This window comes from Microvirga puerhi (genome assembly GCF_020089865.1).
In the GTDB taxonomy this organism is placed as follows: Bacteria; Pseudomonadota; Alphaproteobacteria; order Rhizobiales; family Beijerinckiaceae; genus Microvirga; species Microvirga puerhi.
In genome coordinates this window covers 63,043-86,508 of sequence record NZ_JAIRBM010000003.1, presented here as the reverse complement: position 1 = coordinate 86,508, position 23,466 = coordinate 63,043, and the positions used below count along the sequence as shown (strand labels likewise).

General features: G+C 62.5%; 24 protein-coding genes. 9 read left to right on the top strand and 15 right to left on the bottom strand.

The genetic code is table 11. The features are described 5' to 3' along the window. Positions 1-70: 70 nt before the first annotated feature. The 6 genes from K9B37_RS04790 to K9B37_RS04765 form a co-directional block, all read right to left on the bottom strand. Positions 71-547 (bottom strand): hypothetical protein, encoded by a 477-nt coding sequence (locus K9B37_RS04790; protein WP_224311702.1) that lies wholly within the window; start codon positions 545-547, stop codon positions 71-73. Between the two features lie 117 nt (positions 548-664). Continuing rightward, positions 665-1,291 carry a LysE family translocator gene (locus tag K9B37_RS04785; protein WP_224311701.1) on the bottom strand — a complete coding sequence of 209 codons (627 nt, stop codon included), beginning with the start codon at positions 1,289-1,291 and terminating at the stop codon, positions 665-667. Positions 1,292-1,300: 9 nt separating this feature from the next. Beyond that, positions 1,301-2,491: a lytic murein transglycosylase gene (locus K9B37_RS04780; RefSeq protein ID WP_224311699.1), complete on the bottom strand. Its 1,191-nt coding sequence runs from the start codon at positions 2,489-2,491 to the stop codon at positions 1,301-1,303. Between the two features lie 120 nt (positions 2,492-2,611). Further along, positions 2,612-3,214 carry a 3-isopropylmalate dehydratase small subunit gene (gene leuD, locus K9B37_RS04775; RefSeq protein ID WP_224311697.1) on the bottom strand — a complete coding sequence of 201 codons (603 nt, stop codon included), beginning with the start codon at positions 3,212-3,214 and terminating at the stop codon, positions 2,612-2,614. 248 nt (positions 3,215-3,462) lie between these two features. Continuing rightward, entirely contained in the window at positions 3,463-5,379 is a 1,917-nt protein-coding gene (locus tag K9B37_RS04770; protein WP_439651683.1) for a potassium transporter Kup, read from the bottom strand. Continuing rightward, entirely contained in the window at positions 5,380-5,847 is a 468-nt protein-coding gene (locus K9B37_RS04765; RefSeq protein ID WP_224311695.1) for a hypothetical protein, read from the bottom strand. It abuts the gene before it with no gap. 581 nt (positions 5,848-6,428) lie between these two features. Between K9B37_RS04765 and K9B37_RS04760 the strand changes: the two genes are divergently transcribed. From K9B37_RS04760 to K9B37_RS04725, 8 genes are all read left to right on the top strand, one after another. Further along, on the top strand, positions 6,429-6,518 hold the full coding sequence (locus K9B37_RS04760; RefSeq protein WP_224311694.1) for a K(+)-transporting ATPase subunit F: 90 nt from the start codon (positions 6,429-6,431) through the stop codon (positions 6,516-6,518). Positions 6,519-6,530: 12 nt separating this feature from the next. Beyond that, positions 6,531-8,246, top strand: coding sequence for a potassium-transporting ATPase subunit KdpA (gene kdpA / locus K9B37_RS04755; RefSeq protein WP_224311692.1), 1,716 nt, complete (start codon positions 6,531-6,533; stop codon positions 8,244-8,246). Between the two features lie 2 nt (positions 8,247-8,248). After that, positions 8,249-8,428, top strand: a complete 180-nt coding sequence (locus K9B37_RS04750) for a hypothetical protein (protein ID WP_224311690.1) — start codon at positions 8,249-8,251, stop codon at positions 8,426-8,428. Between the two features lie 33 nt (positions 8,429-8,461). Then, complete coding sequence (kdpB, locus tag K9B37_RS04745; protein WP_224311689.1) at positions 8,462-10,555, top strand: potassium-transporting ATPase subunit KdpB; 2,094 nt, start codon at positions 8,462-8,464, stop codon at positions 10,553-10,555. Between the two features lie 10 nt (positions 10,556-10,565). Continuing rightward, entirely contained in the window at positions 10,566-11,168 is a 603-nt protein-coding gene (locus K9B37_RS04740) for a K(+)-transporting ATPase subunit C (protein ID WP_224311687.1), read from the top strand. Positions 11,169-11,194: 26 nt separating this feature from the next. Beyond that, the gene (locus K9B37_RS04735; RefSeq protein ID WP_224311685.1) at positions 11,195-13,918 is read left to right on the top strand and encodes a DUF4118 domain-containing protein; all 2,724 of its coding nucleotides are present in this window, start codon (positions 11,195-11,197) and stop codon (positions 13,916-13,918) included. Further along, positions 13,915-14,604, top strand: a complete 690-nt coding sequence (locus tag K9B37_RS04730; protein WP_224311684.1) for a response regulator — start codon at positions 13,915-13,917, stop codon at positions 14,602-14,604. The genes K9B37_RS04735 and K9B37_RS04730 overlap by 4 nt, the downstream gene beginning before the upstream one ends. 138 nt (positions 14,605-14,742) lie before the next feature. Continuing rightward, entirely contained in the window at positions 14,743-15,363 is a 621-nt protein-coding gene (locus K9B37_RS04725) for a ParB-like protein (protein ID WP_224312131.1), read from the top strand. A gap of 159 nt (positions 15,364-15,522) precedes the next feature. On the opposite strand, the gene K9B37_RS04720 is transcribed toward K9B37_RS04725, so the two are convergent. From K9B37_RS04720 to K9B37_RS04700, 5 genes are all read right to left on the bottom strand, one after another. Next, positions 15,523-15,936 (bottom strand): metallopeptidase family protein, encoded by a 414-nt coding sequence (locus K9B37_RS04720; protein ID WP_224311681.1) that lies wholly within the window; start codon positions 15,934-15,936, stop codon positions 15,523-15,525. A gap of 8 nt (positions 15,937-15,944) precedes the next feature. Further along, positions 15,945-16,202, bottom strand: coding sequence for a hypothetical protein (locus K9B37_RS04715; protein ID WP_224311679.1), 258 nt, complete (start codon positions 16,200-16,202; stop codon positions 15,945-15,947). A 195-nt stretch (positions 16,203-16,397) separates the two neighbouring features. Next, positions 16,398-17,804 carry a 3-isopropylmalate dehydratase large subunit gene (gene leuC, locus K9B37_RS04710; protein ID WP_224311677.1) on the bottom strand — a complete coding sequence of 469 codons (1,407 nt, stop codon included), beginning with the start codon at positions 17,802-17,804 and terminating at the stop codon, positions 16,398-16,400. A 218-nt stretch (positions 17,805-18,022) separates the two neighbouring features. Then, positions 18,023-18,415, bottom strand: coding sequence for a 50S ribosomal protein L19 (gene rplS, locus K9B37_RS04705; protein WP_224311676.1), 393 nt, complete (start codon positions 18,413-18,415; stop codon positions 18,023-18,025). Between the two features lie 125 nt (positions 18,416-18,540). Further along, positions 18,541-19,023 carry an Lrp/AsnC family transcriptional regulator gene (locus tag K9B37_RS04700; protein WP_224311675.1) on the bottom strand — a complete coding sequence of 161 codons (483 nt, stop codon included), beginning with the start codon at positions 19,021-19,023 and terminating at the stop codon, positions 18,541-18,543. Between the two features lie 98 nt (positions 19,024-19,121). On the opposite strand from K9B37_RS04700, the gene K9B37_RS04695 reads away from it, so the two are divergent. After that, a complete protein-coding gene (locus tag K9B37_RS04695; protein WP_224311673.1) occupies positions 19,122-20,033 on the top strand; it encodes a DMT family transporter in 912 nt (303 codons plus the stop codon). 14 nt (positions 20,034-20,047) lie between these two features. On the opposite strand, the gene trmD is transcribed toward K9B37_RS04695, so the two are convergent. The 4 genes from trmD to ffh all read right to left on the bottom strand — a co-directional run bounded on the left by trmD (position 20,048) and on the right by ffh (position 23,464). Further along, the gene (gene trmD / locus K9B37_RS04690) at positions 20,048-20,737 is read right to left on the bottom strand and encodes a tRNA (guanosine(37)-N1)-methyltransferase TrmD (RefSeq protein WP_224311671.1); all 690 of its coding nucleotides are present in this window, start codon (positions 20,735-20,737) and stop codon (positions 20,048-20,050) included. Then, entirely contained in the window at positions 20,734-21,363 is a 630-nt protein-coding gene (rimM, locus tag K9B37_RS04685) for a ribosome maturation factor RimM (RefSeq protein ID WP_439651682.1), read from the bottom strand. Before rimM ends, trmD begins: the two co-directional genes overlap by 4 nt. 77 nt (positions 21,364-21,440) lie before the next feature. Then, positions 21,441-21,800 (bottom strand): 30S ribosomal protein S16, encoded by a 360-nt coding sequence (rpsP, locus tag K9B37_RS04680; RefSeq protein WP_224311670.1) that lies wholly within the window; start codon positions 21,798-21,800, stop codon positions 21,441-21,443. A gap of 95 nt (positions 21,801-21,895) precedes the next feature. Beyond that, positions 21,896-23,464 carry a signal recognition particle protein gene (ffh, locus tag K9B37_RS04675; protein ID WP_224311669.1) on the bottom strand — a complete coding sequence of 523 codons (1,569 nt, stop codon included), beginning with the start codon at positions 23,462-23,464 and terminating at the stop codon, positions 21,896-21,898. Positions 23,465-23,466 lie beyond the last annotated feature (2 nt).

Below are 23,466 nucleotides of genomic sequence, written 5' to 3'. Positions count from 1 at the left end.
TGTGTGATCATCACCCTTGTCCGTGCTGTCTTTTTTGACCGCGAACCGGGCCGTTCTCGCGAAGAAGGATCTAGCGAAGGGATGGGCAGCGAGCGCGGAATTGCGCGAATTCCGCGCGGGTCCGCCGGTTGAGTCGCACCGACATGAATGTATCGGACACGTCGACTTCGAGGCGCGTGCCTCTGTTGAGAAGCCGCACGAGATCGCCCGGCCGCGAGAGTTTTCCCGCCGCCATCATCTCACCGGAGCGCCTATCCCGCGAAACGGTGGCGGCGATGACGCTCCGCCCGCCTTTGCTCGACAATGTGATGGCCGTCGGATCGCCAGCCTTGAAACCTGTCACAGCCAGCTCAGGACGCACGACGATGGCGCCGGTTGTTCGATCGCAGGTGAACCGCAGGCGATGGCCGCGATCTTCCGAAGCTTCATAGACCAGGGTCGCGGCTCCGCGTTCGCCTCTGGCATGGAATTTGGATGGCAGATCCGCAGCCCACGCCCCGCCGGCGCCCACCAGGGTCGCCAACACGATGGAACTTATACGCCGCATCGATCCTCCCGCTGCCCCTTGTCAAACTTTGAATTTCCCCTGCCCACCCGCAAGGACCGTCAGGGGAACGTAACGCTCACGCTGAGGAATGGAAGCTGCGCCTTTCAGAAAATGACGTCAGGCGGGTCGCCTCGTGAAGGCCAGGGCGATGCCGAAACCGATCATCATCGACCCGGAGAGACGGTTGAACCAAGCCAGCGTCCGGCCCGTCCGGGCCAGGGATCCGAGCCGGCGCCCCAGAAGGGCATAGAGAAGGACCGCGACGATCTCGAGGCTCAGGAATGTTATCCCCATCACCGCGAAGCTCGTTCCATAGGCTTCAAGTTCGAGAAATTGCGGGAAGAAGGCCGTGAAGATCAGAATCGCCTTGGGGTTGCCGAGTGCTGTCCAAAATTCCTGGGCCATTAGCGGGGCGAGTGTTCGGCGAGACGCCGTATCGGCGGCCGCGCCGGACGTCTCCCCGGCCGAGCGGAATACCTTAACGCCGATCCACACCAGATAGGCTGCGCCCACCCATTTGATGACCGAGAAGGCAAATTCCGACGCTGCGAGGACCGCGCCGAGCCCGAACGCCGTCACAGCGATCATCAGCGCGAAGGCTGCCAGGCGCCCGACGGCAGCAGCCGTCGCCATGCGAACGCCGCTACGCATCCCATAGGTGAGAGACAGGAGATTATTGGGCCCGAACGCAAGGTTCAGGGCAAAGCAGGCGGGAACGAAGAGCAGAAAGCTGTTCCAGGCCATGACAGGTCCCTAGCCTCCCAGGGCCTGCAGGACTTTGGCACCGGGGCGGCCGCGCTGCTCGATGCCGATCTGCCGCTCCACATCCTTGATCGCCTCGCGGGTCTTCTGACCGATCTTGCCGTCCGGCTCGCCGACATCGTAGCCGCGAGCGGCGAGGAGCCGCTGCAGCTCCCGGCGCTGCGCGCGAGAGAGGGGCGGATCGTCCGTCGGCCATGCCGTGCGGATGCCAGGCTGGCCCTTGAGACGGTCGCCGAGGAGCGCAATGGCGAGGCCATAGGATTCCGCCGCGTTGTAGGAATAGACCGCATCGAAATTCTTGGTCACCACGAAGGCCGGACCGTTGAGACCCGCCGGGGCGATGATCCCTGCAGCATAATTTCCCGACAGTGGCCGGCCATCCACGTGCCGGACCCCCATCGCGGCCCAGGCGGAGAGCGGACGCTTGTTCTTGCGTCCAGCAAGCCCGGTATTGAAACCGGCCGGGAGCTGAACCTCGTAACCCCAGGGCAGGCCGTTCACCCAACCTGCCTTCTTGAGGAAATTCGCCGTCGAAGCGACCGCGTCCGGCACCGATGTCATGATGTCCCGGTGTCCGTCGCCATCGCCGTCGACCGCGAGCCGCTGGAAGGTGGAGGGCATGAACTGGGTATGGCCGAAGGCCCCGGCCCAGGAGCCGCGCAGGTTCGCCGGATCAATGTCGCCGTCCTGGACGATCTTGAGCGTCGCCATGAGTTCGCCGGTGAAGTATTCGCGGCGGCGGGGAGCGTAGCAGGCGAGCGTCGCCAGCGACTGCACCAGGGGGCGCCCCCCGATATCCTTGCCGAAATTGGATTCTACGCCCCAGACGCCTGCGATCACGTAGCGATCGACGCCGAAGCGCGACTCCGCCGAAGCCAGGGCCTGCCCCCACTGGCGCATGGCGGCGCGGCCATCCTGCACCCGCTCGTCATCGACAAGGGCTGAGAGATAATCCCAGATCGGCGTCTTGAATTCGGGCTGATTGTCCATGAGTGGCAGAACGCTCATGTCCGGGGCAAGACCGCTGGTTGCCCGGTCGAAAGCCTGGCCGGAAATGCCCTTGGCGGCAGCTTGACCACGCAGGGACGATAGACAGGAACGGAAATCCGCCTGGGCGAGGGCCGGCGTTGCCGCGGCCAAGCCGAGGAATGCGAGAAGCGTGGGGGCAAAAAGACGGGTCATGCCCCCCAATGTGCTGGCAATTTGGTTAATATTTGGCAACCGGCGGCAGACGAGCCCGGCCGCATAAGGACCGGACTCTGGTTGGGATTGCCCCTTCTTCGCGAGAGTGGCTGGTTCTGCTTAGGCCCAGGCGCGCTCGGCGAGCTTCTCCTCGTAGGTGTCGATGGTCTTAGCCTTCTCCATGGTGAGGCCGATGCCGTCGAGACCGTTGAGCAGGCAGTGCTTGCGGAAGGGGTCGATGTCGAACTTGACCCTGCCGCCGTCCGGGCCGCGGATTTCCTGGTTTTCCAGATCGACTGTCAGCGTCGCGTTGGCGCCCCGTTCGGCATCGTCGAAGAGCTTTTCGAGGTCTTCCGCGCTCACGGTGATCGGCAGAATGCCGTTCTGGAAGCAGTTGTTATAGAAGATATCGGCGAAGCTCGTGGAGATGACGCAGCGAATCCCGAAATCGAGGAGTGCCCAGGGAGCATGCTCGCGGGATGAGCCGCAGCCGAAATTGTCGCCGGCCACCAGGACCTGCGCCTTGCGGTATGCTGGCTGGTTGAGGACGAAATCCGGGTTCTCGGTGCCGTCCTCGCGGTAACGCATCTCGGAAAAGAGCCCCTTGCCGAGCCCCGTGCGCTTGATCGTCTTCAGGTACTGCTTGGGGATGATCATGTCGGTATCGACATTGATGATCCGCAGCGGCGCCGCGACGCTTTCCAGCACAGTGAACTTGTCCATGGTCTCATCCATCCTCGAGCGGCAGCGGACCTGCCCTGGCAGCCTCATATCAAACGACTTTCGAGAGGACTAGGCCCTTCGCGGTCGCGGGCACCCTGCATTCCCTGCAGGACGAGACGGTCGTCGCGTAATGTAGGACCCACCGAGCGGTCCAACACCGGCGCACGAGAGATGTCAGGCGGAGCCAAGATTCGAAACCGCTCCCCTCCCCCGGGCTTGAAGCGGGTTCTCGCGGGTCCTCGGATGCCTCAGACCGTCACCTGCGTCCCGACTTCGAGAACACGTCCGGTCGGGATCTGGAAGAAGTCCGTCGCATCGCTGGCCGATTTGGCAAGGCTGATGAAGATTTTGTCCTGCCAGAGCGGCATGCCGCCATGGACGGAAGGCCGGATCGAGCGCCGCGAGACGAAGAACGACGTCGCCATGATATCGAACTTGAAGCCCTGCTTGCGCAGGAGCGCCAGGCCACGCGGCACGTTCGGCGTCTCCATGTAGCCATAGCTCATGATGACCCGCCAGAACGAATCGCCGATGGACTCGATCCGCACACGGTCCCTGTCGCTGAGACGGGGCGCATCTTCCGTCTTGATCGTCAGGATCACGTTCTGCTCATGCAGCACCTTGTTGTGCTTGAGGTTATGCAGGAGAGCCGCGGGAGCCATGTCGGGATCGCTCGTGAGAAACACGGCAGTTCCCCTCACCCGGTAGGGCTGGCTCTTTCCAAGCATGCCGATGAGGTCGATCACAGGGACATCGTTCTTACGGGTTTTTTCGAAGAGGATGCGGGTGCCACGCCGCCAGATCATCATGATCATCACCAGCAGCCCACCGACGAGAAGAGGCATCCAGCCACCTTGCGGGATCTTGAGAGCATTGGCGGCGAGAAAGATCGTGTCCACGATCAAGAACGGCGCGACCACGGCGACTGAGGTCCAGAGCGACCAGTTCCAGAAATATCGGACCACGAAGAACGCCATGATGGCCGTGACCACCATCGTTCCCGTCACGGCGAGACCATAAGCGTGAGACAGGGCGCTCGAGCTCTTGAAGCTGATCACAAGGAACAGAACCGCCACCAGGAGCAGCCAGTTCACCTTCGGCATGTAGATCTGCCCCTTTTCAGTCTCGGACGTCCAACGGATTTCCATACGCGGGAGAAGCCCGAGCTGGATTGCCTGCTGGGTGATTGAGAACGCACCCGTGATCACCGCCTGGCTCGCGATAATGGTCGCCACCGTCGCCATGATGATCATCGGCAGCAATGCCCAATCCGGATAGAGCAGAAAAAACGGATTCTCGATCTTGGCCGGATCGGCCAGCAGAAGAGCGCCTTGACCGAAATAATTCAAAGCAAGACACGGCAGGACAAAGCCGAGCCATGCAATTTGAATGGGCCGGCGTCCGAAGTGCCCCATATCCGCGTAGAGCGCCTCCGCTCCCGTCACCGCGAGGAATACGGCCCCGAGAGCGAACAGACCGGCCGTGCCATGCGTGGCAAGAAAGGTGATGCCGTAAGTCGGGCTGATGGCGGCCAGGATACCCGGATCGTCCGCGATGTGACGAAGCCCGCCGAGCGCGAGCAGCATGAACCACGCCACCATGATCGGACCAAACCAGGCGGCGACGCGCGCGGTCCCGTGGCTTTGCACCGCGAACAGCGCAATGAGGATCAGGAGGCTGAGCGGCAGAACATAGTGCTCGAAGGATGGGCTTGCCACGTTCAATCCCTCGACGGCCGAGAGGACCGAAATGGCCGGAGTAATGATCGCATCGCCATAGAACAGGGCTGCACCGACCATCCCGAGCAAAGCGATAAGGAAGATGTTGTGACCCATCGCGCGCTGCGCCAGCGCCATCAGAGTCAGCGTTCCGCCCTCGCCGTTGTTGTCAGCTCGGAGAATGAACAGCACATATTTGACCGTGACGATAACGATCAGGGCCCAAATGATCAGCGACGTGATTCCGAAAACCATCTCGCGCGTAGGCAATCCTTCGCCTGCCGCCGCCGAGAGAGATTCCTTCAGGGCATAGAGAGGGCTCGTTCCAATATCGCCGTAAACGACGCCGAGGGTGCCGAGGGTCAGCATCCAAAAATTGGAGGCTTGTACGGACGGAACCTCGGAAGCTTCCGAAACATGTGGTCGGCTCGATGCCGGAACGGTCATTTATCGATCTGCCTTATTTTCCAGAAGGTCCGCTTCGACATGCCCGTGCCGCCTGAAAGGCGTGACGTTGCTCGGGGCCTCTCCTTGAACCTTCAGAATTTGCGCCTGAACGAACGCGCCAAGGATGGCGAGCGCCGGACTGTGATGCTGAAACTCGGCAAAATCCTCGACCCAGTTGATCGCTAGACCTCGGATACAGATCGTACAGCTCCAGCCGCGATCATCGCACGAGAGACGGTGAATGACCCAGTCGGGCAGCTCCCAGCTGATAAGCCAGAAGCCAAGATCAACCCATGCCTCCGCATCGATCAGCCGCGTTGCTTCCAAGCTCGGCCGCAGGGCAATAGCCAGCCGTGGACAGGCATGAGTCATGACGTCCCTCGCCAGACCATCGTCGATCGCCGAAGCAGCCTGGATTCTTGCCAGGACGATCTCAAGTTCACGAATCTGGTTCTGTTTCGGCCACATGAATCTTGTCCCGCCTGCACGAGACATTGCTGAACGACCGGCAGGCCGCTTTCGAGCTCACCGCTTCGGCGCTGCCGTTCCAGGTAAAGACCGGCGTATATAAATGCTATGAGCACGCCGGCACAGTCATATAAAAATCCCATAAAGACGGCTGGCGCGAGGCAGACTCGGTAAAAGGCTCTGTCCGCAGGATGAATATTCGCTGCGAAGGCGCTTTCACTCAAGGTATCGATCAGGCGGCTTGCCGCCATGCTGCGCCGTAAGGAGCGCGGCAGCATGGCCGTGTCGATCTGTCTGCACTGCGCGTCGGCCTTTATGGGATCTTTATATTGTGCCGTCTCGTGTCCTCTCGATCCTTAACGCAAGCCCGTGCAATTGAAGGACTGCCGGGCGACGGAATCGTGCGCCTGAGCAAGTACTGATCCGAGGGCTGCGCCACAACCGACAGGCTTTGTGGTCACGGCCGAAACGAGAGGAAATCCCGATGCTGTTGGATGTCGTCATGCTGGCCGTTGGGCTCGGCTCCATCGCTCTTTTTGTCGGCTACGCTTTCGCATGTGATCGACTTTGAGGAGACGCCTATGTTCCTCGATCTCGTTCTGGGAGCGCTCGTGACCGCCGGCCTCCTCGTCTATCTCACCTATGCTCTGCTGCGGCCCGAGCGCTTCTGAAAGTCCACTGCCATGACACTCAATGGTTGGATCCAGATCCTCGTCTTCTGCGCCGTCATCATCGCCCTCGCGAAGCCTCTCGGCTGGTACATGACGCGCACCTTCAACGGAGAATGGACGTTTCTCTCACCCCTTTTGCGGCCGGTCGAGCGGGTGCTCTATCGATTGAGCGGCGTCGACGAACACCGCGAGCAAAATTGGCTTTCCTATGCAGTCGCCTTGCTCCTGTTCAATGCCGCGGGCTTCGTCATTCTCTATGGCCTGCAGCGCTTCCAGGGATCATTGCCGCTCAATCCCACGGCCATGTCGGCGGTCGCGCCGGATCTTGCCTTCAACACGGCCGCCAGCTTCGTCACGAACACCAACTGGCAGAATTATAGTGGCGAAACCGCCATGAGCTATCTGGTGCAGATGGCGGGTCTTACGGTTCAGAACTTTGTGTCAGCCGCCACAGGCATCGCGATTGCTGTCGCCGTGATCCGGGGTTTCGCGCGAGCATCCACGAAGACCATCGGCAATTTCTGGCTCGACCTGACCCGCAGCACACTCTACGTGCTCTTGCCGCTTTCAATCGTGCTGACACTTTTCTACGTGTTCTGCGGTGTCCCCCAGACCCTGGGGCCGTCGATTGATGTAACGACATTGGAGGGTGCCAAGCAGACGCTCAGTATCGGGCCCGTCGCCTCGCAGCTCGCGATCAAGATGCTGGGAACGAACGGCGGCGGCTTCTTCAATGCAAACTCCGCGCATCCCTTCGAGAATCCGGATGCTCTCTCGAACTTCGTGCAGATGGTGTCGATCTTCGCGCTCGGCGCCGGACTGACCAACGTGTTCGGGCGGATGGTTGGCGACGAACGCCAAGGCTGGGCCATTTTCGCCGCCATGGGAACCCTCTTTCTCATCGGTGTTGCCGTCACCTATTGGTCCGAAGCGGCAGGCAATCCTCTCCTGGCCAATCTTGGTCTCGACGGCGGCAACATGGAGGGTAAGGAGATCCGCTTCGGCATCGCCCTGTCATCCCTCTTCGCCGTTGTCACGACGGCAGCCTCCTGCGGCGCCGTCATCGCCATGCACGACGCGTTCACGCCTCTCGGCGGCATGATCCCGCTCATCAACATGCAGCTCGGCGAGATCATTATCGGCGGTGTCGGCGCAGGCCTCTACGGCATGCTGATCTTCGCCGTGATCGCTATTTTCGTCGCCGGCCTCATGGTTGGGCGCACGCCCGAATATGTCGGCAAGAAGATCGAGGCCAAGGAGGTCAAGATGGCGGTCCTCGCTGTCCTGTGCCTGCCCCTGGCCATGCTCGGCTTCACGGCAATCGCCGTCGTCCTGCCGACGGGCCTTTCCTCGATCGCCAATCCCGGACCGCACGGCTTCACCGAAGTGCTCTATGCCTATACGTCAGGTGCAGCCAACAACGGATCCGCTTTCGGTGGGCTCTCAGGCAACACTCTCTGGTACAACCTCACGCTCGGCATCGCCATGCTGATGGGCCGCTTCATGGTCATCGTTCCCGCGCTGGCCATTGCGGGCTCCCTCGCAGCAAAGAAGATCGTCCCAGCCTCGTTGGGCACCTTTCCGACCAACGGCGGGTTGTTCGTGGGCCTGCTGGTCGGCGTGATTATCATCGTCGGCGGGCTGACCTTCTTTCCGTCCCTGGCACTCGGACCCATTGTCGAGCATCTGGCGATGATCGCCGGACAGACCTTCGGCGGTGGAGGCTAGCCATGGCATCCACATCGCCGAGCAGACCCCACGAGAGCAGCGTCGGGTTTGCCACCCGCTCGTCACATAGCGCGAAACGCAGGCGCCAAGCCGCAAACCTTGTTCTCGCGCTTACCGCAACCGTGATCCTCGCAGGGTTTCTCGTTCAACTGGCGGCCAGCTTCTTCGCCGGCACCCACTAACCCTTCCGATCCCAGGCTTTGGAGCCCACTTCCATGGCGAAGACCCAGACATCTCTTTTCGACCGACACATTCTCTTTCCGGCGCTTGGCGCATCCCTGCGCAAGCTTGATCCACGAGTCATGGTTCGCAACCCGGTCATGTTCGTCGTAGAGGTGGTGGCCGCACTGACCACGGTCCTGTTCGCGCGCGACGTAGCCGTCGGCGGCGCTGATCTTGGCTTCTCCTTCCAGATCATTCTCTGGCTCTGGTTTACCGTTTTGTTCGCCAACTTTGCCGAATCCGTCGCAGAGGGACGGGGCAAGGCGCAGGCGGATTCGCTTCGCCGCACCCGGACGGAGACGCAGGCCAAACTCCTGGCCGGTCCTGGCCGGACACCGTTCAAGGTCGTTCCAGGCACGAGCCTGAAGGTGAATGATGTCGTCCTGGTGGAAGCGGGGGAGATCATTCCGTCCGACGGCGAAGTGATCGAAGGCGTCGCCTCCGTCAACGAGGCGGCGATCACAGGTGAGTCGGCGCCCGTCATCCGCGAATCCGGCGGAGACCGGTCGGCCGTCACGGGCGGGACACAGGTTCTGTCGGACTGGATCAAGGTACGGATCACCGCGGCTCCGGGTTCGACGTTCATGGACCGCATGATCGCGCTCGTGGAGGGCGCGGAGCGGCAAAAGACGCCGAACGAGATCGCACTCAACATCCTGCTGGCCGGAATGACGATCATCTTCGTCTTCGCGACCGTGACCATCCCGAGCTTTGCCGCCTATGCGGGCGGCGTGATTCCGGTCGTGGTTCTGGTCGCTCTCTTCGTGACGCTGATCCCGACCACCATCGGCGCGCTCCTCTCGGCCATTGGCATTGCCGGAATGGACCGTCTCGTCCGGTTCAACGTGCTGGCCATGTCCGGCCGCGCGGTCGAGGCCGCCGGCGATGTGGACACGCTCCTTCTGGACAAGACCGGCACGATCACGCTCGGCAACAGACAGGCCACCGGGTTCCGACCGATCAAGGGCGTCAGCGAGCGTGAGCTGGCCGATGCCGCTCAACTCGCCTCTCTCGCCGACGAGACACCGGAGGGCCGTTCCATCGTAGTTCTTGCGAAGGAAAATTACGGCATCCGCGGCCGCGACATGAACCAGCTTCATGCGCACTTCATCCCCTTCACCGCGCAGAGCCGGATGAGCGGGGTCGACGTAGAAGGGAGTTCGATTCGCAAAGGCGCCGTCGACGCGGTTCTCACTGCCGTCCACGCCTCCGGCACGGCCGTCACGCCCACAGGAGCCGTTCAGACGCTGCGTCCGCTCGTCAGCATGGAAGCGATCCGCGAGGTTCAGGCCATTGCCGACGAGATCGCGAAAACCGGCGGCACGCCCCTCGCCGTTGCGAAAGATGGACGTCTGCTCGGTGTCATCCACCTCAAGGACATCGTGAAAGGCGGCATTCGCGAGCGCTTTTCCGAACTGCGCAGGATGGGAATCCGGACCGTGATGATTACCGGCGACAATCCCATGACCGCCGCAGCTATTGCAGCGGAAGCCGGCGTCGACGATTTTCTGGCCCAGGCGACGCCGGAGCACAAGCTCCTGCTCATCCGTGAAGAGCAGGCGAAGGGGAAGCTCGTCGCCATGTGTGGTGACGGCACGAACGACGCTCCGGCCCTAGCGCAGGCGGATGTCGGGGTTGCCATGAACACCGGAACCGTTGCGGCACGCGAGGCCGGCAACATGGTGGATCTCGATTCTGATCCGACCAAGCTCATCGAGATCGTGGAGATCGGCAAGCAGCTCCTCATGACCCGCGGCGCTTTGACGACGTTCTCGATCGCCAATGACGTTGCCAAGTACTTTGCCATCATCCCGGCGATGTTTCTCGCCTTCTATCCGCAGCTTCAGGCCCTCAACGTGATGCGGCTCGCAAGCCCACAAAGCGCCATCCTGTCGGCGATCATCTTCAATGCCCTGATCATCATCGCACTGATCCCTCTCGCCTTGCGCGGCGTTCGCTTCCAGGCGATCGGCGCGGGGGCGCTGCTGCGTCGCAATCTGCTGATCTACGGCCTCGGCGGCATCGTGGTGCCGTTCATCGGCATCAAGGCCATCGACCTCGCCGTCACGGCCCTGCACCTCGTCTGAGGAGATGAACATGCTCAAAGAACTCCGTCCTGCTGTCGTCCTGGCCCTGCTCCTGACCGCCGTGACCGGACTTGCCTATCCGCTTGCCATGACCGGCATCGCACAGGCCGTCATGCCGAAGCAGGCCAATGGCAGCCTGATCGAGCGGAACGGCCAGCTTGTCGGCTCAGCGCTGATCGGCCAGTCCTTCACCAGCGAGCGCTACTTCCATGGCCGTCCTTCCGCCACGACGGCCGCCGATCCGGCGGACCCCTCGAAATCCGTGCCGGCACCTTACAATGCGGCGAATTCCGCCGGCGCGAATGTCGGTCCGACCAATCAGGCTTTGCTGGACCGGGTTCAGGCGGATATGGAGCGCCTCAAGCAGGAAAACCCGTCAGCTCCCGTCCCAATCGATCTCGTGACGACGACGGCGTCCGGGCTCGATCCCGACATCTCTCCTGAAGCGGCACTCTTCCAGGTTCCGCGGGTTGCCCGAGCGCGCGGGCTTCCCGAAGACCGGGTTCGGCAGCTCGTCGCGCAGCATGTGGACGGGCGCCTTTTCGGCTTCATGGGCGAGGCCCGCGTGAACGTGCTAGCCCTGAACCTTGCCCTGGACGACCTCTCCCGCTAGGTCTGTGTCTCCTGAGGGAATATTGGATGTCCGATCCGTGGCGCGATCCGGACCAACGCCCGTCGCCGGAAGCTCTGCTTGAAGCCGCCAGGCGCGAGGATTCGCGCCGGGGCCGTCTCAAGATTTTCCTGGGAGCCGCACCGGGCGTCGGCAAGACATACGAGATGTTGCTCACGGCGCAAGCGCGGCGTCGGGAAGGCACGGACGTCATCGTAGGCGTGGTGGAAACCCATGGCCGCAAGGAGACCCAAGCGCTCCTGTCCGGGCTTGAAGTCATCCCGCGCCACCCGGTCGATTACAAGGGACATATCCTTGAGGAAATGGACCTCGATGCCATCCTGGCGCGCCGACCCCGGCTCGTGCTCGTGGACGAGCTGGCACACACCAATGCGCCGGGAAGCCGACATCCTAAACGCTACCTCGACGTAGAAGAGCTGCTCGCCTCCGGCATCGATGTCTACACGACCGTGAATATTCAGCACGTCGAGAGTCTGAATGACGTCGTGGCCCAGATCACGCGGATCCGGGTGCGGGAAACCGTTCCGGACTCGATCATCGACCGGGCCGACGACATCGAGGTGGTCGACCTCACACCGGACGACCTGATCCGGCGTCTGAGAGAGGGAAAGGTTTATGTACCAAAAACCGCCAGGGCTGCCCTCGACCATTATTTCTCGTCCGGTAATCTCACGGCCCTGAGGGAACTGGCTCTGCGACGCACCGCCCAACGTGTTGACGAGCAGCTCCTCACGCACATGCAGGCTCATGCCATTCGCGGTCCCTGGCCAGCCGGGGAGCGGATCCTGGTCTGCGCGAGCGAGCATCCGAACAGCGCCGGTCTCGTGCGTTACACCAAACGCCTCGCGGATCGCTTCCACGCGCCCTGGACGGCGCTGTACATCGAGACCCGTCGCAGCCTTCAGCTCTCGGAGGAGGAACGCGATCGTGTCTCCGACACGCTCCGCTTGGCCGAACGGCTCGGAGGCGAGGCCCATGCCGAGCCAGGCGGGGGGCGACGCATCTCGGACGATGTTCTCTCATTCGCGCAGAGGAACAACATCACGCAGATCGTGATCGGCAAATCGATGCGGTCCCGCTGGTTCGAGATTCTCAACGGCTCCGTGGTACATGATCTAGTGCGCCGCGCCGGCCATATCAGCGTTCACGTGATCGCTGGCGAGGACCTCGACGGGGAGCCGGTTCCCCGAAAAACCGTCAGCACCGGAGAGGGTCGCGAACCGGTCAATTGGGCGTTCTATGGGATCGCCCTGGCGAGCGTCGCATCGGCACTGCTCGTCGGCAAGCTGATTCAGCCGCTGATCGGCGTCGAAAATGTCGACCTGATCTTCCTGACCACCGTCATCGGTGTCGCGGTCCGGCTTGGTATTGGCCCTTCCCTCGCGGCTGTCGTTGCGGCATCGCTCCTCTACAACTTCTTCTTTCTTCCACCACTCTATGCATTCACCATCGCGGACCCGAAGAACGTCGCGGCTGTGATCTTCTTCACCATCGTCGCCGTGGTCGTTTCAAACGTCGCCGCGCGCGTCCGGAGCCAGGCGGTGACGGCACAAGGACGCGCGCGAACGACGGAGGCTCTCTATAGCTTCAGTCGCAAGCTCGCCGGCGTCGGGACGCTCGATGACGTCCTGTGGGCGACGGCCTTCCAAGTCGCGTCGATGTTGCAGGTCCGTGTCGTGATCCTGCTCCCGGAGAACGGTTCGATCGCGGTCAAGGCCGGATATCCCCCCGAGGATACGCTCGATGGAGCCGATCTTGCCGCCGCAAAGTGGACTTGGGAGAACAACCATCCGGCGGGCCGGGGCGCGGATACGCTTCCCGGCGCGAAACGCCTGTTCTTCCCCATGCGAACGGGACGCGGCGCCGTCGGCGTCTTGGGAATTGACGGCGACAAGCCTGGAGCTCTCCTCACGCCCGAGCAGCGGCGCCTCCTCGACGCGCTTGCAGATCAGGCAGCGCTTGCGATCGAGCGGGTCTTTCTGGTTGAGGATCTCGATCGAGCGAAGCTCGCCGTCGAGACGGACCGGCTTCGCGCAGCGCTGCTGACTTCGATCTCGCACGATCTCAAGACGCCGTTAGCGTCGATCCTGGGCTCGGCCGGGACGCTGCGCGACTATTCCCTGGCTCTCGATGATGCGTCCAAGACTGATCTCCTGGCAACGATCATCGACGAGGCCGAGCGCCTGAACCGATTCATTGCCAATCTTCTCGATATGACGCGTCTGGAATCAGGCGCTGTCACTCCAAACGTCGTGCTGCATGATGTCGGCGAAATCGTTGGAACGGCGCTGCGCCGAGCCAGCAAGATCCTGTCGCACCATGAGGTCGAGATGGATCTCGCAGCAAACCTGCCGATGCTTAAGCTCGATGCCGTGCTGTTCGAGCAGCTGCTGTTCAATCTCCTCGACAACGCAGCGAAATATTCGGATCCCGGTACGACCATTCGAATCCAGGGCTGGCAGGACGCGTCGTCCGTCTACCTTCAGATCCTCGACGAGGGCGATGGAATTCCATCAGAGGAACTGGAAACGATCTTCGGCAAGTTTCACAGGGCTCAGAAGGGCGACCGCGTTCGCGCCGGCACCGGCCTCGGACTTGCGATTTCCCGCGGATTCATCGAAGCGATGGGAGGCGCCATCAAGGCTGGCAATCGATCCGACCGCGTCGGCGCGGTCTTCACCCTGACCCTGCCGATTCCGAAGGATATGAAAGAATTGGAACCTGCCGCATGAGCAACCTTCCCATCCGCATTCTCGTGGTGGACGACGAGCCGCCGATCCGCAAGCTGTTGCGCATGGGTCTCGGGGCGCATGGCTATCCCGTCATCGAGGCGCAGAACGGCAGGACGGCAACCGAGAAGCTCGCAGAGAAGCCTGACCTGATCATTCTGGATCTCGGGCTTCCGGACGTGCAGGGACTCGAACTGCTCCGGCAATGGCGCGAGGGCGGCATCTCGATACCGATCGTCATTCTCTCGAGTCGCGAAGACGAAGCGGGCAAGGTCCAGGCTCTCGATCTCGGCGCGGACGATTATGTCACCAAGCCTTTCGGCATGAATGAGCTCTTGGCGAGGATCCGCACTGCTCTGCGCCATCGCCTGCAGCAGCAGGGAGAACGCCCGGTCTTCCGTGTCGGCGATCTGTCCGTCGATCTCGTCCGCCGGATCGTCAAGATCCGCGATACGGACGTGAAGCTCTCACCCAAGGAGTATGATTTGCTGCGAACGCTCGTCCAGCATGCGGGCAAGGTTCTCACTCATCGTTTCCTTCTGCACGAGGTCTGGGGCGGCGCCACGGATTCGCAGTATCTGCGCGTCTACGTCCGTCAGCTTCGCCAGAAGATCGAAGCCGACCCGGAGCGGCCGCAATACATCCTCACCGAGACGGGCGTGGGATACCGGCTGCGCGAACCGGATTAGAGCTGCTTCCAGCGGCCAACCACTCTCATGAGCTTTCCTATGGATGCGCGCTGCGCCCCGCCCTACATGACGGAGCACGGTTTCATCCCAGATGGAAGGGTCAGCGTGGCGGCTCGCTGCTGACCATGAAGGATGGGTATCGGCATGCAAGAGCCAAGTCTCATCTCCGTCGTGATTGCCGATCTGCGACCCACGCAGATCACCGTGGGCATGCGAGAGGTAGAGGAGAAGCGCCGCCGCTGGCGCGACAGGGACAAGAAGGGAACCGACTCTTCAGACATGCCCACGATCCCGGTGATCATCGGGCCGAAGCATCGTTGCTACATTCTCGATCACCACCATTTGGCCCTGGCGCTCCATCTCGAAGGCGTCGAGCATCTGATGGCCTCGGTCGTGGCGGATTTGAGCGGGCTGGAGAGGGATGCATTCTGGTTTGTGCTCGCCCACAAGAATTGGATGCATGTCTATGATGCCGAGGGCCGCCTCAGGACCCATCGGGACATTCCAAAGTCGATCGAGGGCCTCGTCGACGATCCCTATCGCTCCCTCGCCGGTGCGCTTCGGCGCATGGGTGGGTTCGCCAAGGACACGACTCTCTACAGCGAGTTTCTTTGGGCCGACTTCCTTCGGCGCAACATCAAGCGAAAGTGGGTGGATGATGAGTTCGAGAGGGCCTTGGAGCGGGCGCTGACGCTCGCCAAGAGCCGGGAGGCCGAATATTTGCCCGGCTGGTGCGGCCCAGCAGGCGGTTCCGAGTGAGAAATTGGAACAGCCTGAGCTGACGGGCGAAGTCGCGCCGGAGCTTGGCCCGGCGCTTTTTGCGCGGTCTCCGCCTCAGGATCGGCAGGTAAGTCAGTGCGCCCTTTTCTCAGGTCTATGGCGCGATCGCTGGCTTTTGAAGCCACGTTTTCAAAGGCGCTAGCCGGCCGCAGCCTCGATGGCTTCCATGTCGTCGTCGGACAAGCCGAAATGATGGCCGATCTCGTGTACCAGCACATGCGTGACGAGGTCGCCCAGGCTTTCCTCGTGTTCGGCCCAGTAATCGAGGATGGGACGACGGTAGAGCCAGACCATGTTCGGAAACTGGCCGGTCGCCATCACGGCGTTGTCCTGCGCCAGACCGATGCCGCGGAACAGGCCGAGCAGATCGAAGGGGCTTTCGCAGCCCATGTCCTGCATGGTCTCGTCATCGGGAAAGTCCTCGATGCGGATCACGACGCCTTCGCAGAGCTTGCGAAACGTCTCCGGCAAACGCGCAAAGGCCTCGTGCGCGAGCGCCTCGAAATCGGCAACGGAAGGGGCCTGCAAAGAGGCGAGTGAATGAGTCGTCATGAGGTGCATCAAAGAAGCTTCAGCTGCACGGCCAGCCAGTACGCCAGAACGACGACGCCGACCAGGGACAGGCTCCGGCCGATGCGGCGTCCCCACAGCTCGATCGGGTCGGTACCGCCGCCCGCTGCCTCGCCGATAGCATCGCGCCCGCCGAAGTGATCCGCCATGCGCTGGGTCATGCGCTTGAGTGAAGACGATCCAAGGGTTTCCGAGTCGCGTTGAACCCGATCGAGAATTTCACGGGATTCATCCTGTCTTTCGCTCATGATCTCCTCCCGCTTCCCCAATGTGCCGACGCTCCATGGCGACGCTTCTCGTGCGCCACAGCAAGCGTCGTTTTATCAGAGATAAGGAGTTCGCGCGCCACTTTCACCAGGACAGGGGACCGGTGCCCTCTCGAAAGCAAAAAAGGCGGCGACCGGATCGGTCGCCGCCTTTTTTACGAAAAATATGAAAGGCCATTAGCCCCAGGCGCGGATATCCACAAACCGTCCTGCGATCGCCGCCGCCGCCGCCATGGCGGGAGAGACGAGATGGGTGCGGCCCTTGAAGCCCTGGCGGCCCTCGAAGTTGCGGTTCGAGGTGGAGGCGCAGCGCTCATGGGGAGCGAGGCGGTCGGCGTTCATGGCCAGGCACATGGAGCAGCCCGGCTCACGCCAGTCGAAGCCGGCGGCCCGGAAGATCCTGTCGAGACCCTCAGCCTCAGCCTGCATCTTCACGATGCCGGAGCCTGGCACGATCATGGCGTTCACGCTCTCGGCAACGCGCTTGCCTTCCACGATCTGAGCGACAGCCCGCAGGTCCTCGATGCGGCCATTGGTGCAGGAGCCGATGAAGACGCGATCCAGCATGATATCGGTGATCTTCTGGCCCGGCTTGAGGCCCATATACTCGAGCGCGCGCCACTTGGAACGACGCTTGTTCTCGTCCTGGATCTCGTCCGGATTCGGGACTGCACCGGTCACCGAGATCACGTCCTCAGGGCTCGTGCCCCAGGTCACGATCGGCGGCAGGTTGGCGGCATCGAGACGGATCTCGGTGTCGAAGAACGCGCCCTCGTCCGAGCGCAGCGTATCCCAGTAGCGCAGGGCCGCATCCCAGGCCTCGCCCTTCGGCGATTTGGGGCGATCCTTCAGGTAGGCGTAGGTCTTCTCGTCCGGCGCCACCATGCCGGCACGGGCGCCGCCCTCGATCGACATGTTGCAGACCGTCATGCGGCCTTCCATCGACAGGGACCGGATGGCTTCGCCGGCATATTCGAGCACGTGACCAGTGCCGCCGGCCGTGCCGATCTCGCCGATGATGGCCAGGATGATGTCCTTCGCAGTGACGCCGGCGGGCAACTGCCCATCCACGGTCACGCGCATGTTCTTAGCCTTTTTCTGGATCAGGGTCTGGGTAGCGAGCACATGCTCCACCTCGGACGTCCCGATGCCATGGGCCAAGGCTCCGAAGGCACCGTGGGTCGAGGTGTGGCTGTCGCCGCAGACGATGGTCATGCCCGGCAGCGTGAAGCCCTGCTCCGGACCGACCACGTGCACGATTCCCTGGCGGGTATCGCGCTCATTGTAATATTCGACCCCGAATTCCTTGGCGTTATCCGCCAGGGTCTGCACCTGCGTGGCGGATTCCGGGTCGTCGATGCCCTTGGAACGATCCGTCGTCGGCACGTTGTGGTCCACCACTGCCAAGGTCTTTCCCGGCTGGCGCACCTTGCGCCCGGCCATGCGCAGCCCCTCGAAGGCCTGCGGGCTCGTCACCTCGTGCACGAGATGGCGGTCAATGTAGAGGAGGCACGTCCCATCATCCTGCCGGTCGACGACGTGGTCGTCGAAGATCTTGTCGTAGAGGGTGCGGGGGTTAGCCATGTTCTCGGTCCACAAACAACGAATACGGAATTGGGTGTTTAGCCGGTCATTCCGCCGACGAAAAGATGTCGAGAGCGCGCACGGCCTTGAAATCATTGCATAGCGGGCAGCCTTAGCCGCGCAAGAAAATTTTTGCGTATGCCGTGCCAGACCTGCAGAAAGCAAAAAGCGCGGCCGTTGGTGCCGCGCTTTCCTTGAGCCTTACAGAACGGAAAGGCTTACTCGGCTGCAGCCGGAGCAGCGCCGCCCTTGTCCTGCCGCTCGGCGCGCTCGGCGATACGGGCGGACTTACCGCGACGGTCGCGCAGGTAGTAGAGCTTGGCACGGCGAACGGCGCCACGGCGCACCACTTTGATGGAATCGATCATCGGCGAGTAGATCGGGAAGACGCGCTCGACGCCCTCGCCGTAGGAAATCTTGCGAACGGTGAAGCTCTCGTGGAGGCCGCCGCCGGAACGGGCGATGCAGACGCCTTCATAGGCCTGAACGCGGGTGCGCTCGCCTTCCTTCACCTTGACGTTGACGATGACGGTGTCGCCGGGCTGGAAGTCCGGAATGGTCTTGCCAAGCTTGGCAATCTGCTCTTGCTCGAGCTGCTGAATGAGGTTCATGGTCTAAGCTCCTGCCGTTACGAATTCTCGGAATGTCCGAGTCCGCTGGATTTCGGCGTCCTGTTTTCAGTTGAGGCGGGCGCTATACAGGAATTTCCAGCTCGTGTCGATGGGCAAATGCCCCGTCAAGCGGCTGGCAAGGGCGGAAGCCGCCGCTTGACCGGCGTCGACTTGACGATCGAGGTGCTGGTCTGCGCCCGCTGGGCGATCTTGTCCAGGATCGGATCGAGTTCGTCGATGCTGCGCAGGGCATAGCGGGCGATGTAGCAGTCGTCACCGGTAACCTTGTCGCATTCGATGACCTCGGGACTCTCGATCAGGAGCTTTTCGACCAGGTGAAGCTGCCCCGGCAGCGGGCGCACGCGGACGATGGCCGTGAGGGTGAAGCCGAGCGCCCGGTGATCGAGATCAACCGTGTAGCCCTTGACCAGGCCGCCGTCCTCCAGGCGGCGAAGCCTTTCGCCAACGCTCGGAGCCGACAAGCCGACCACCCTGGCAAGATCCGCCAGGGACAGGCGCGCATTCTCCGCAAGCGCTTCGATAAGGGCCCGATCGACGTCATCGAGATCGGCATTTTGATTTCTGGGCTTTTTTGTCGAAATAGCCATGATTTCAAAGACCCATTTTACCCTTTGCCTTCCATTCAAAGGGTACTCTTCGCTAAACGCCTCGTAAAGTGGCGTAACTTTTAAGGCAGGAGCACCTCATGGGCGAGCGGACCGGGAAAACAGGCTGGCTGGAGATGGTCGGCGCCATGGCGATGTCGGGGACCATCGGCTATTTCGTCATCGAGTCGGGGCAGTCGATCTGGAACGTCGTGTTCTTCCGCTGTCTCTTCGGCGCGATGAGCCTCCTGGTCTATTGCGGCTGGCGCGGCTTTCTCTTCCCCTGGCGCTTTACCACGCGGACGTTTCTGCTGTCGCTTTTGGGCGGCGCGGCCATCGTGCTGAACTGGGTCCTGCTGTTCTCGTCCTACCGGCTGACATCGATCTCGATTGCCACCGCCGTCTACAACATGCAGCCCTTCTTCCTGATCCTCTTGGGGATCGTGCTGTTCGGCGAGCGACCGACCCGTGACGCCTGGGGCTTCATCGCCCTCGCGTTCATCGGATTGCTGCTGGTCGTGAAGATCGATCCGTCAGGGTTTTCGCTGACCAGTGGATATCTTGCCGGCCTTGGGCTCGCACTCGGCGCGGCCGCGCTCTATGCCGTTACCGCCGTCGTCGCGAAGCATCTGAAGGACCTTCCACCGCATCTGATCGCGCTGGTTCAGGCCGTGCTCGGCACGCTGATGCTGTGGCCCTTCGCCGATTTCACGGCGCTTCCGGCTCACGGCTTTCAGTGGGGCTATCTGGTGACGCTCGGCGTCGCTCATACCGGCATCATGTATATCCTGCTCTATTCGGCCATTCAGAAGCTGCCGACGACACGGGTTGCGGTTCTGTCTTTCGTCTATCCGGCGGTTGCGATCCTGGTCGATTACATTGCCTACGGACGCGACCTCTCGCTCGCACAGTGGAGCGGCATCATCCTGATCCTGCTCGGAAGCGCAGGCGTGAACCTGAAATGGAAACTCGGCCTCAGCGAGCCGTTGCGGCCGCTTGCGGCCCGAGACTAGGGACGGATCGAGGACTAGCTGGACTTGTCGAGGAGATCCGGCCGCCTCTCCTTCGTGATCCGCATGGCTTCAGCCCGTCGCCATTTCTCGATGGCGGCGTGGTTGCCGTTGAGCAGCACGTCCGGAATCGACCGGCTCTCCCACTCGCGGGGCCGCGTATATTGCGGATATTCGAGGAGATTGCCTTCAAAACTCTCCTCATGGCCCGAGGCTTCCTTGCCCATAACGCCGGGAAGGAGCCGCACGCATGTATCGAGAAGCACGATGGCCGCGATCTCGCCGCCGGACAGCACGTAATCGCCGATCGAGACCTCTTCGAGGTTCCGCCTCTCGATGACCCGTTCATCGACGCCCTCGAACCGGCCGCAGACGATCACGGCGCCGGGACCGGCTGCGAGCTCGCGCACGCGACCTTGAGTCAGCGGCTTGCCACGCGGGCTCATGAGCAATTTCGGACGCAGATCGTCCGGGGTAACGGCGGCATCGAGCGCAGCTGCCATCACGTCGCAACGCAGAACCATGCCGACACCGCCGCCGGCCGGCGTATCGTCCACGTTGCGGTGGCGACCGATCCCGTGATCGCGGATGTTGCGCGCCTCCAGCGACCAGATGCCTCGTGCAAGCGCATCGCCCGAGAGCGACAGTCCCAACGGGCCTGGAAACATCTCGGGATACAGCGTCAGAATGGTGGCCGAAAACGTCACGCCTCGTCCTCGGGCTGATGCCGTGCGGGCGCGAAAAAATCCTCCGGCAGCGCGGCGACGATACGCTTTCCGGCAATATCGACGACAGGCACGAAGGCCTTGGTGAAAGGCAGAAGCGCGGTTGCACCCGTCGCTGCGGATTTGATGTCGAGAAGATCGCCACCGCCGTAATTCGGCACGCCGACGATGGTTCCGGTGCTTTCGCCGGTTTCGTTCTCGACGGTAAGGCCGATGAGATCGGCCAGAAGAAACTCGTCCTCCTCTTCGGGGGGAGGAAGTTTTTCGCGTGCGATGAAGAGCTGGATGCGATTCAGCGCTTCCGCAGCTTCGCGCGACGTGACTCCAGCGACCTGCGCGATCAGCATGTCAGGCGCGGCGCCGCCAACCGGACGGGCATTCTTGAGAGAGATCGTGCGCCCCTGGCTCGTGATCAGTGGATCGTAATCCACGATCGCAGCGGAAACGCTTGTAAAGGATTTCAGCCGCACTTCGCCCTTGAGGCCATGGGCACGGCCGAACTCGCCGACGAGAACGAGATCGTCTCGCGGCGGTAGACGAAACTCTCCTCCCCCTTGTTGGGAGGAGGCGGGGATGTCAGCACCACGTTCTGGCTTCCTGGCACTCACATCCCCACCCCTGTCCCTCCCCGCAAGGGGGAGGGAAGAAGTGGAGCGCTGGTTGAAGCGCTCCCTTTTCATGGCGCTTACGCAGCCTCGCCTTCGGGAGCCGCAGCCGCAGCGGCCTTGGCTTCAGCGCGCTCCTGGGCTTTCTTGCCAGGAACGGCCTTCTGCGGGTTGTTGCGCGCCGTGCGCTTCAGGAGGCCGGCTGCATCGAGGAAGCGCAGGACGCGGTCGGTCGGCTGGGCGCCCTTGGCGAGCCAAGCCTGGATCTTCTCGGTCTCGAGAATGACGCGGCCGGCGTCGTCCTTCGGCTTCATCGGGTCGTAGGTGCCGACCTTCTCGATGAAGCGGCCATCGCGCGGGGAGCGCGAGTCGGCGACGACGATGCGGTAGTAGGGACGCTTCTTCGCGCCACCACGGGTCAGACGGATCTTGAGGGACATGTTCGTTTCTCCTGTAGTGTCCTTCGATCAAACCTCTCACTGTCATCACCCTTCGCCGCTCATGCGGCGCGGGGCTGACAGCGAATTTCAAAAATTCACTTCTTCTTGCCCCCGAACGGGAAGCCGCCAAGACCAGGAAGGCCGGGGATCTTCGGTCCACCGAGGCCGGGCAGGCCCGGCAGGCCCTTTGGCATCTGCGGCAGGCCGCCGGCTCCGCCCGGAAATTCAGGCAATTTGCCGCCCATCTGCTTCTGCAGCGCTTCGATCTGCTCCGGCGTCGGCTGGGGCATGCCGCCCATTCCGGGCATGCCACCGCCACCGAGCCCGAACATCTTGCCGAGCGCACCGGCCATGCCCTTGCCCTTGCCGCCGCCCATCATCTTCATGACGTCGGCCATCTGGCGGTGCATCTTGAGCAGCTTGTTGATGTCCTCGACCTTCATGCCGGAACCGGCGGCGATGCGCTTCTTGCGCGACGCTTTCAGGATGTCCGGATTGCGGCGCTCCGCCGGGGTCATGGAATCAATGATGGCGCGCTGGCGCTTGATGACCTTGTCGTCGAGATTGGCGTTCTCAAGCTGCGACTTCATCTTGGCGATGCCGGGCAACATACCGAGCATGCCGCCGATGCCGCCGATCTTCTCCATCTGGGCGAGCTGATCGCGCAGATCCTCGAGGTCGAACTTGCCCTTGCGCATCTTCTGCGCCAGGGCCATCGCCTTTTCCTGGTCGATGTTTTCCGCCGCCTTCTCGACGAGGGAGACGATGTCGCCCATGCCGAGGATGCGGTTGGCGACGCGCGAGGGATGGAACTCCTCCAGCGCATCGACCTTCTCGCCCGTGCCGACGAGCTTGATCGGCTTGCCGGTCACCGCGCGCATGGAGAGCGCCGCGCCACCGCGGGCATCGCCGTCCATACGGGTCAGCACGATGCCGGTGACGCCGAGACGCTGATCGAAGGCGCGGGCGGTGTTGACCGCGTCCTGGCCGGTCAGCGCGTCCGCGACGAGGAGCACCTCATGCGGGTTCGTGGCCGCCTTCACCTCGGCGGCCTCCATCATCAGGCCCTCGTCCACGGTGACGCGGCCGGCGGTGTCGAGCATGACCACGTCGTAGCCGCCGAGGCGCGCGGCCTCCATGGCGCGGCGGGCGATCTGCACCGCCGACTGGCCGGCCACGATGGGAAGGGTATCGACGCCGACCTGCTTGCCGAGCACCGCGAGCTGCTCCATGGCGGCCGGGCGGCGGGTATCGAGGGAGGCGAGCAGAACCTTGCGCTTCTCGCGATCGGTCAGGCGCTTGGCGATCTTGGCGGTGGTGGTGGTCTTACCCGAACCCTGGAGACCGACCATCAGGATGCCGACCGGCGGCGCCGCATTCAGGTCGATGACCTCGGCCTGGGCACCCAGCATGTCCACGAGCTGATCGTGAACGATCTTGACCACCTGCTGGCCGGGCGAGACAGACTTGATCACCTCGGCACCGACAGCGCGGGTGCGGACCTTGTCGGTGAAGGAGCGCACCACCTCGAGGGCCACGTCGGCTTCGAGCAGGGCGCGGCGCACCTCGCGCAGGGCCGCATTCACATCCTCTTCCGTCAGCGCGCCGCGGCGCGTGAGGGAGTTGAGGATATTGGAGAGCTTGTCGGAAAGGCCTTCGAACATGA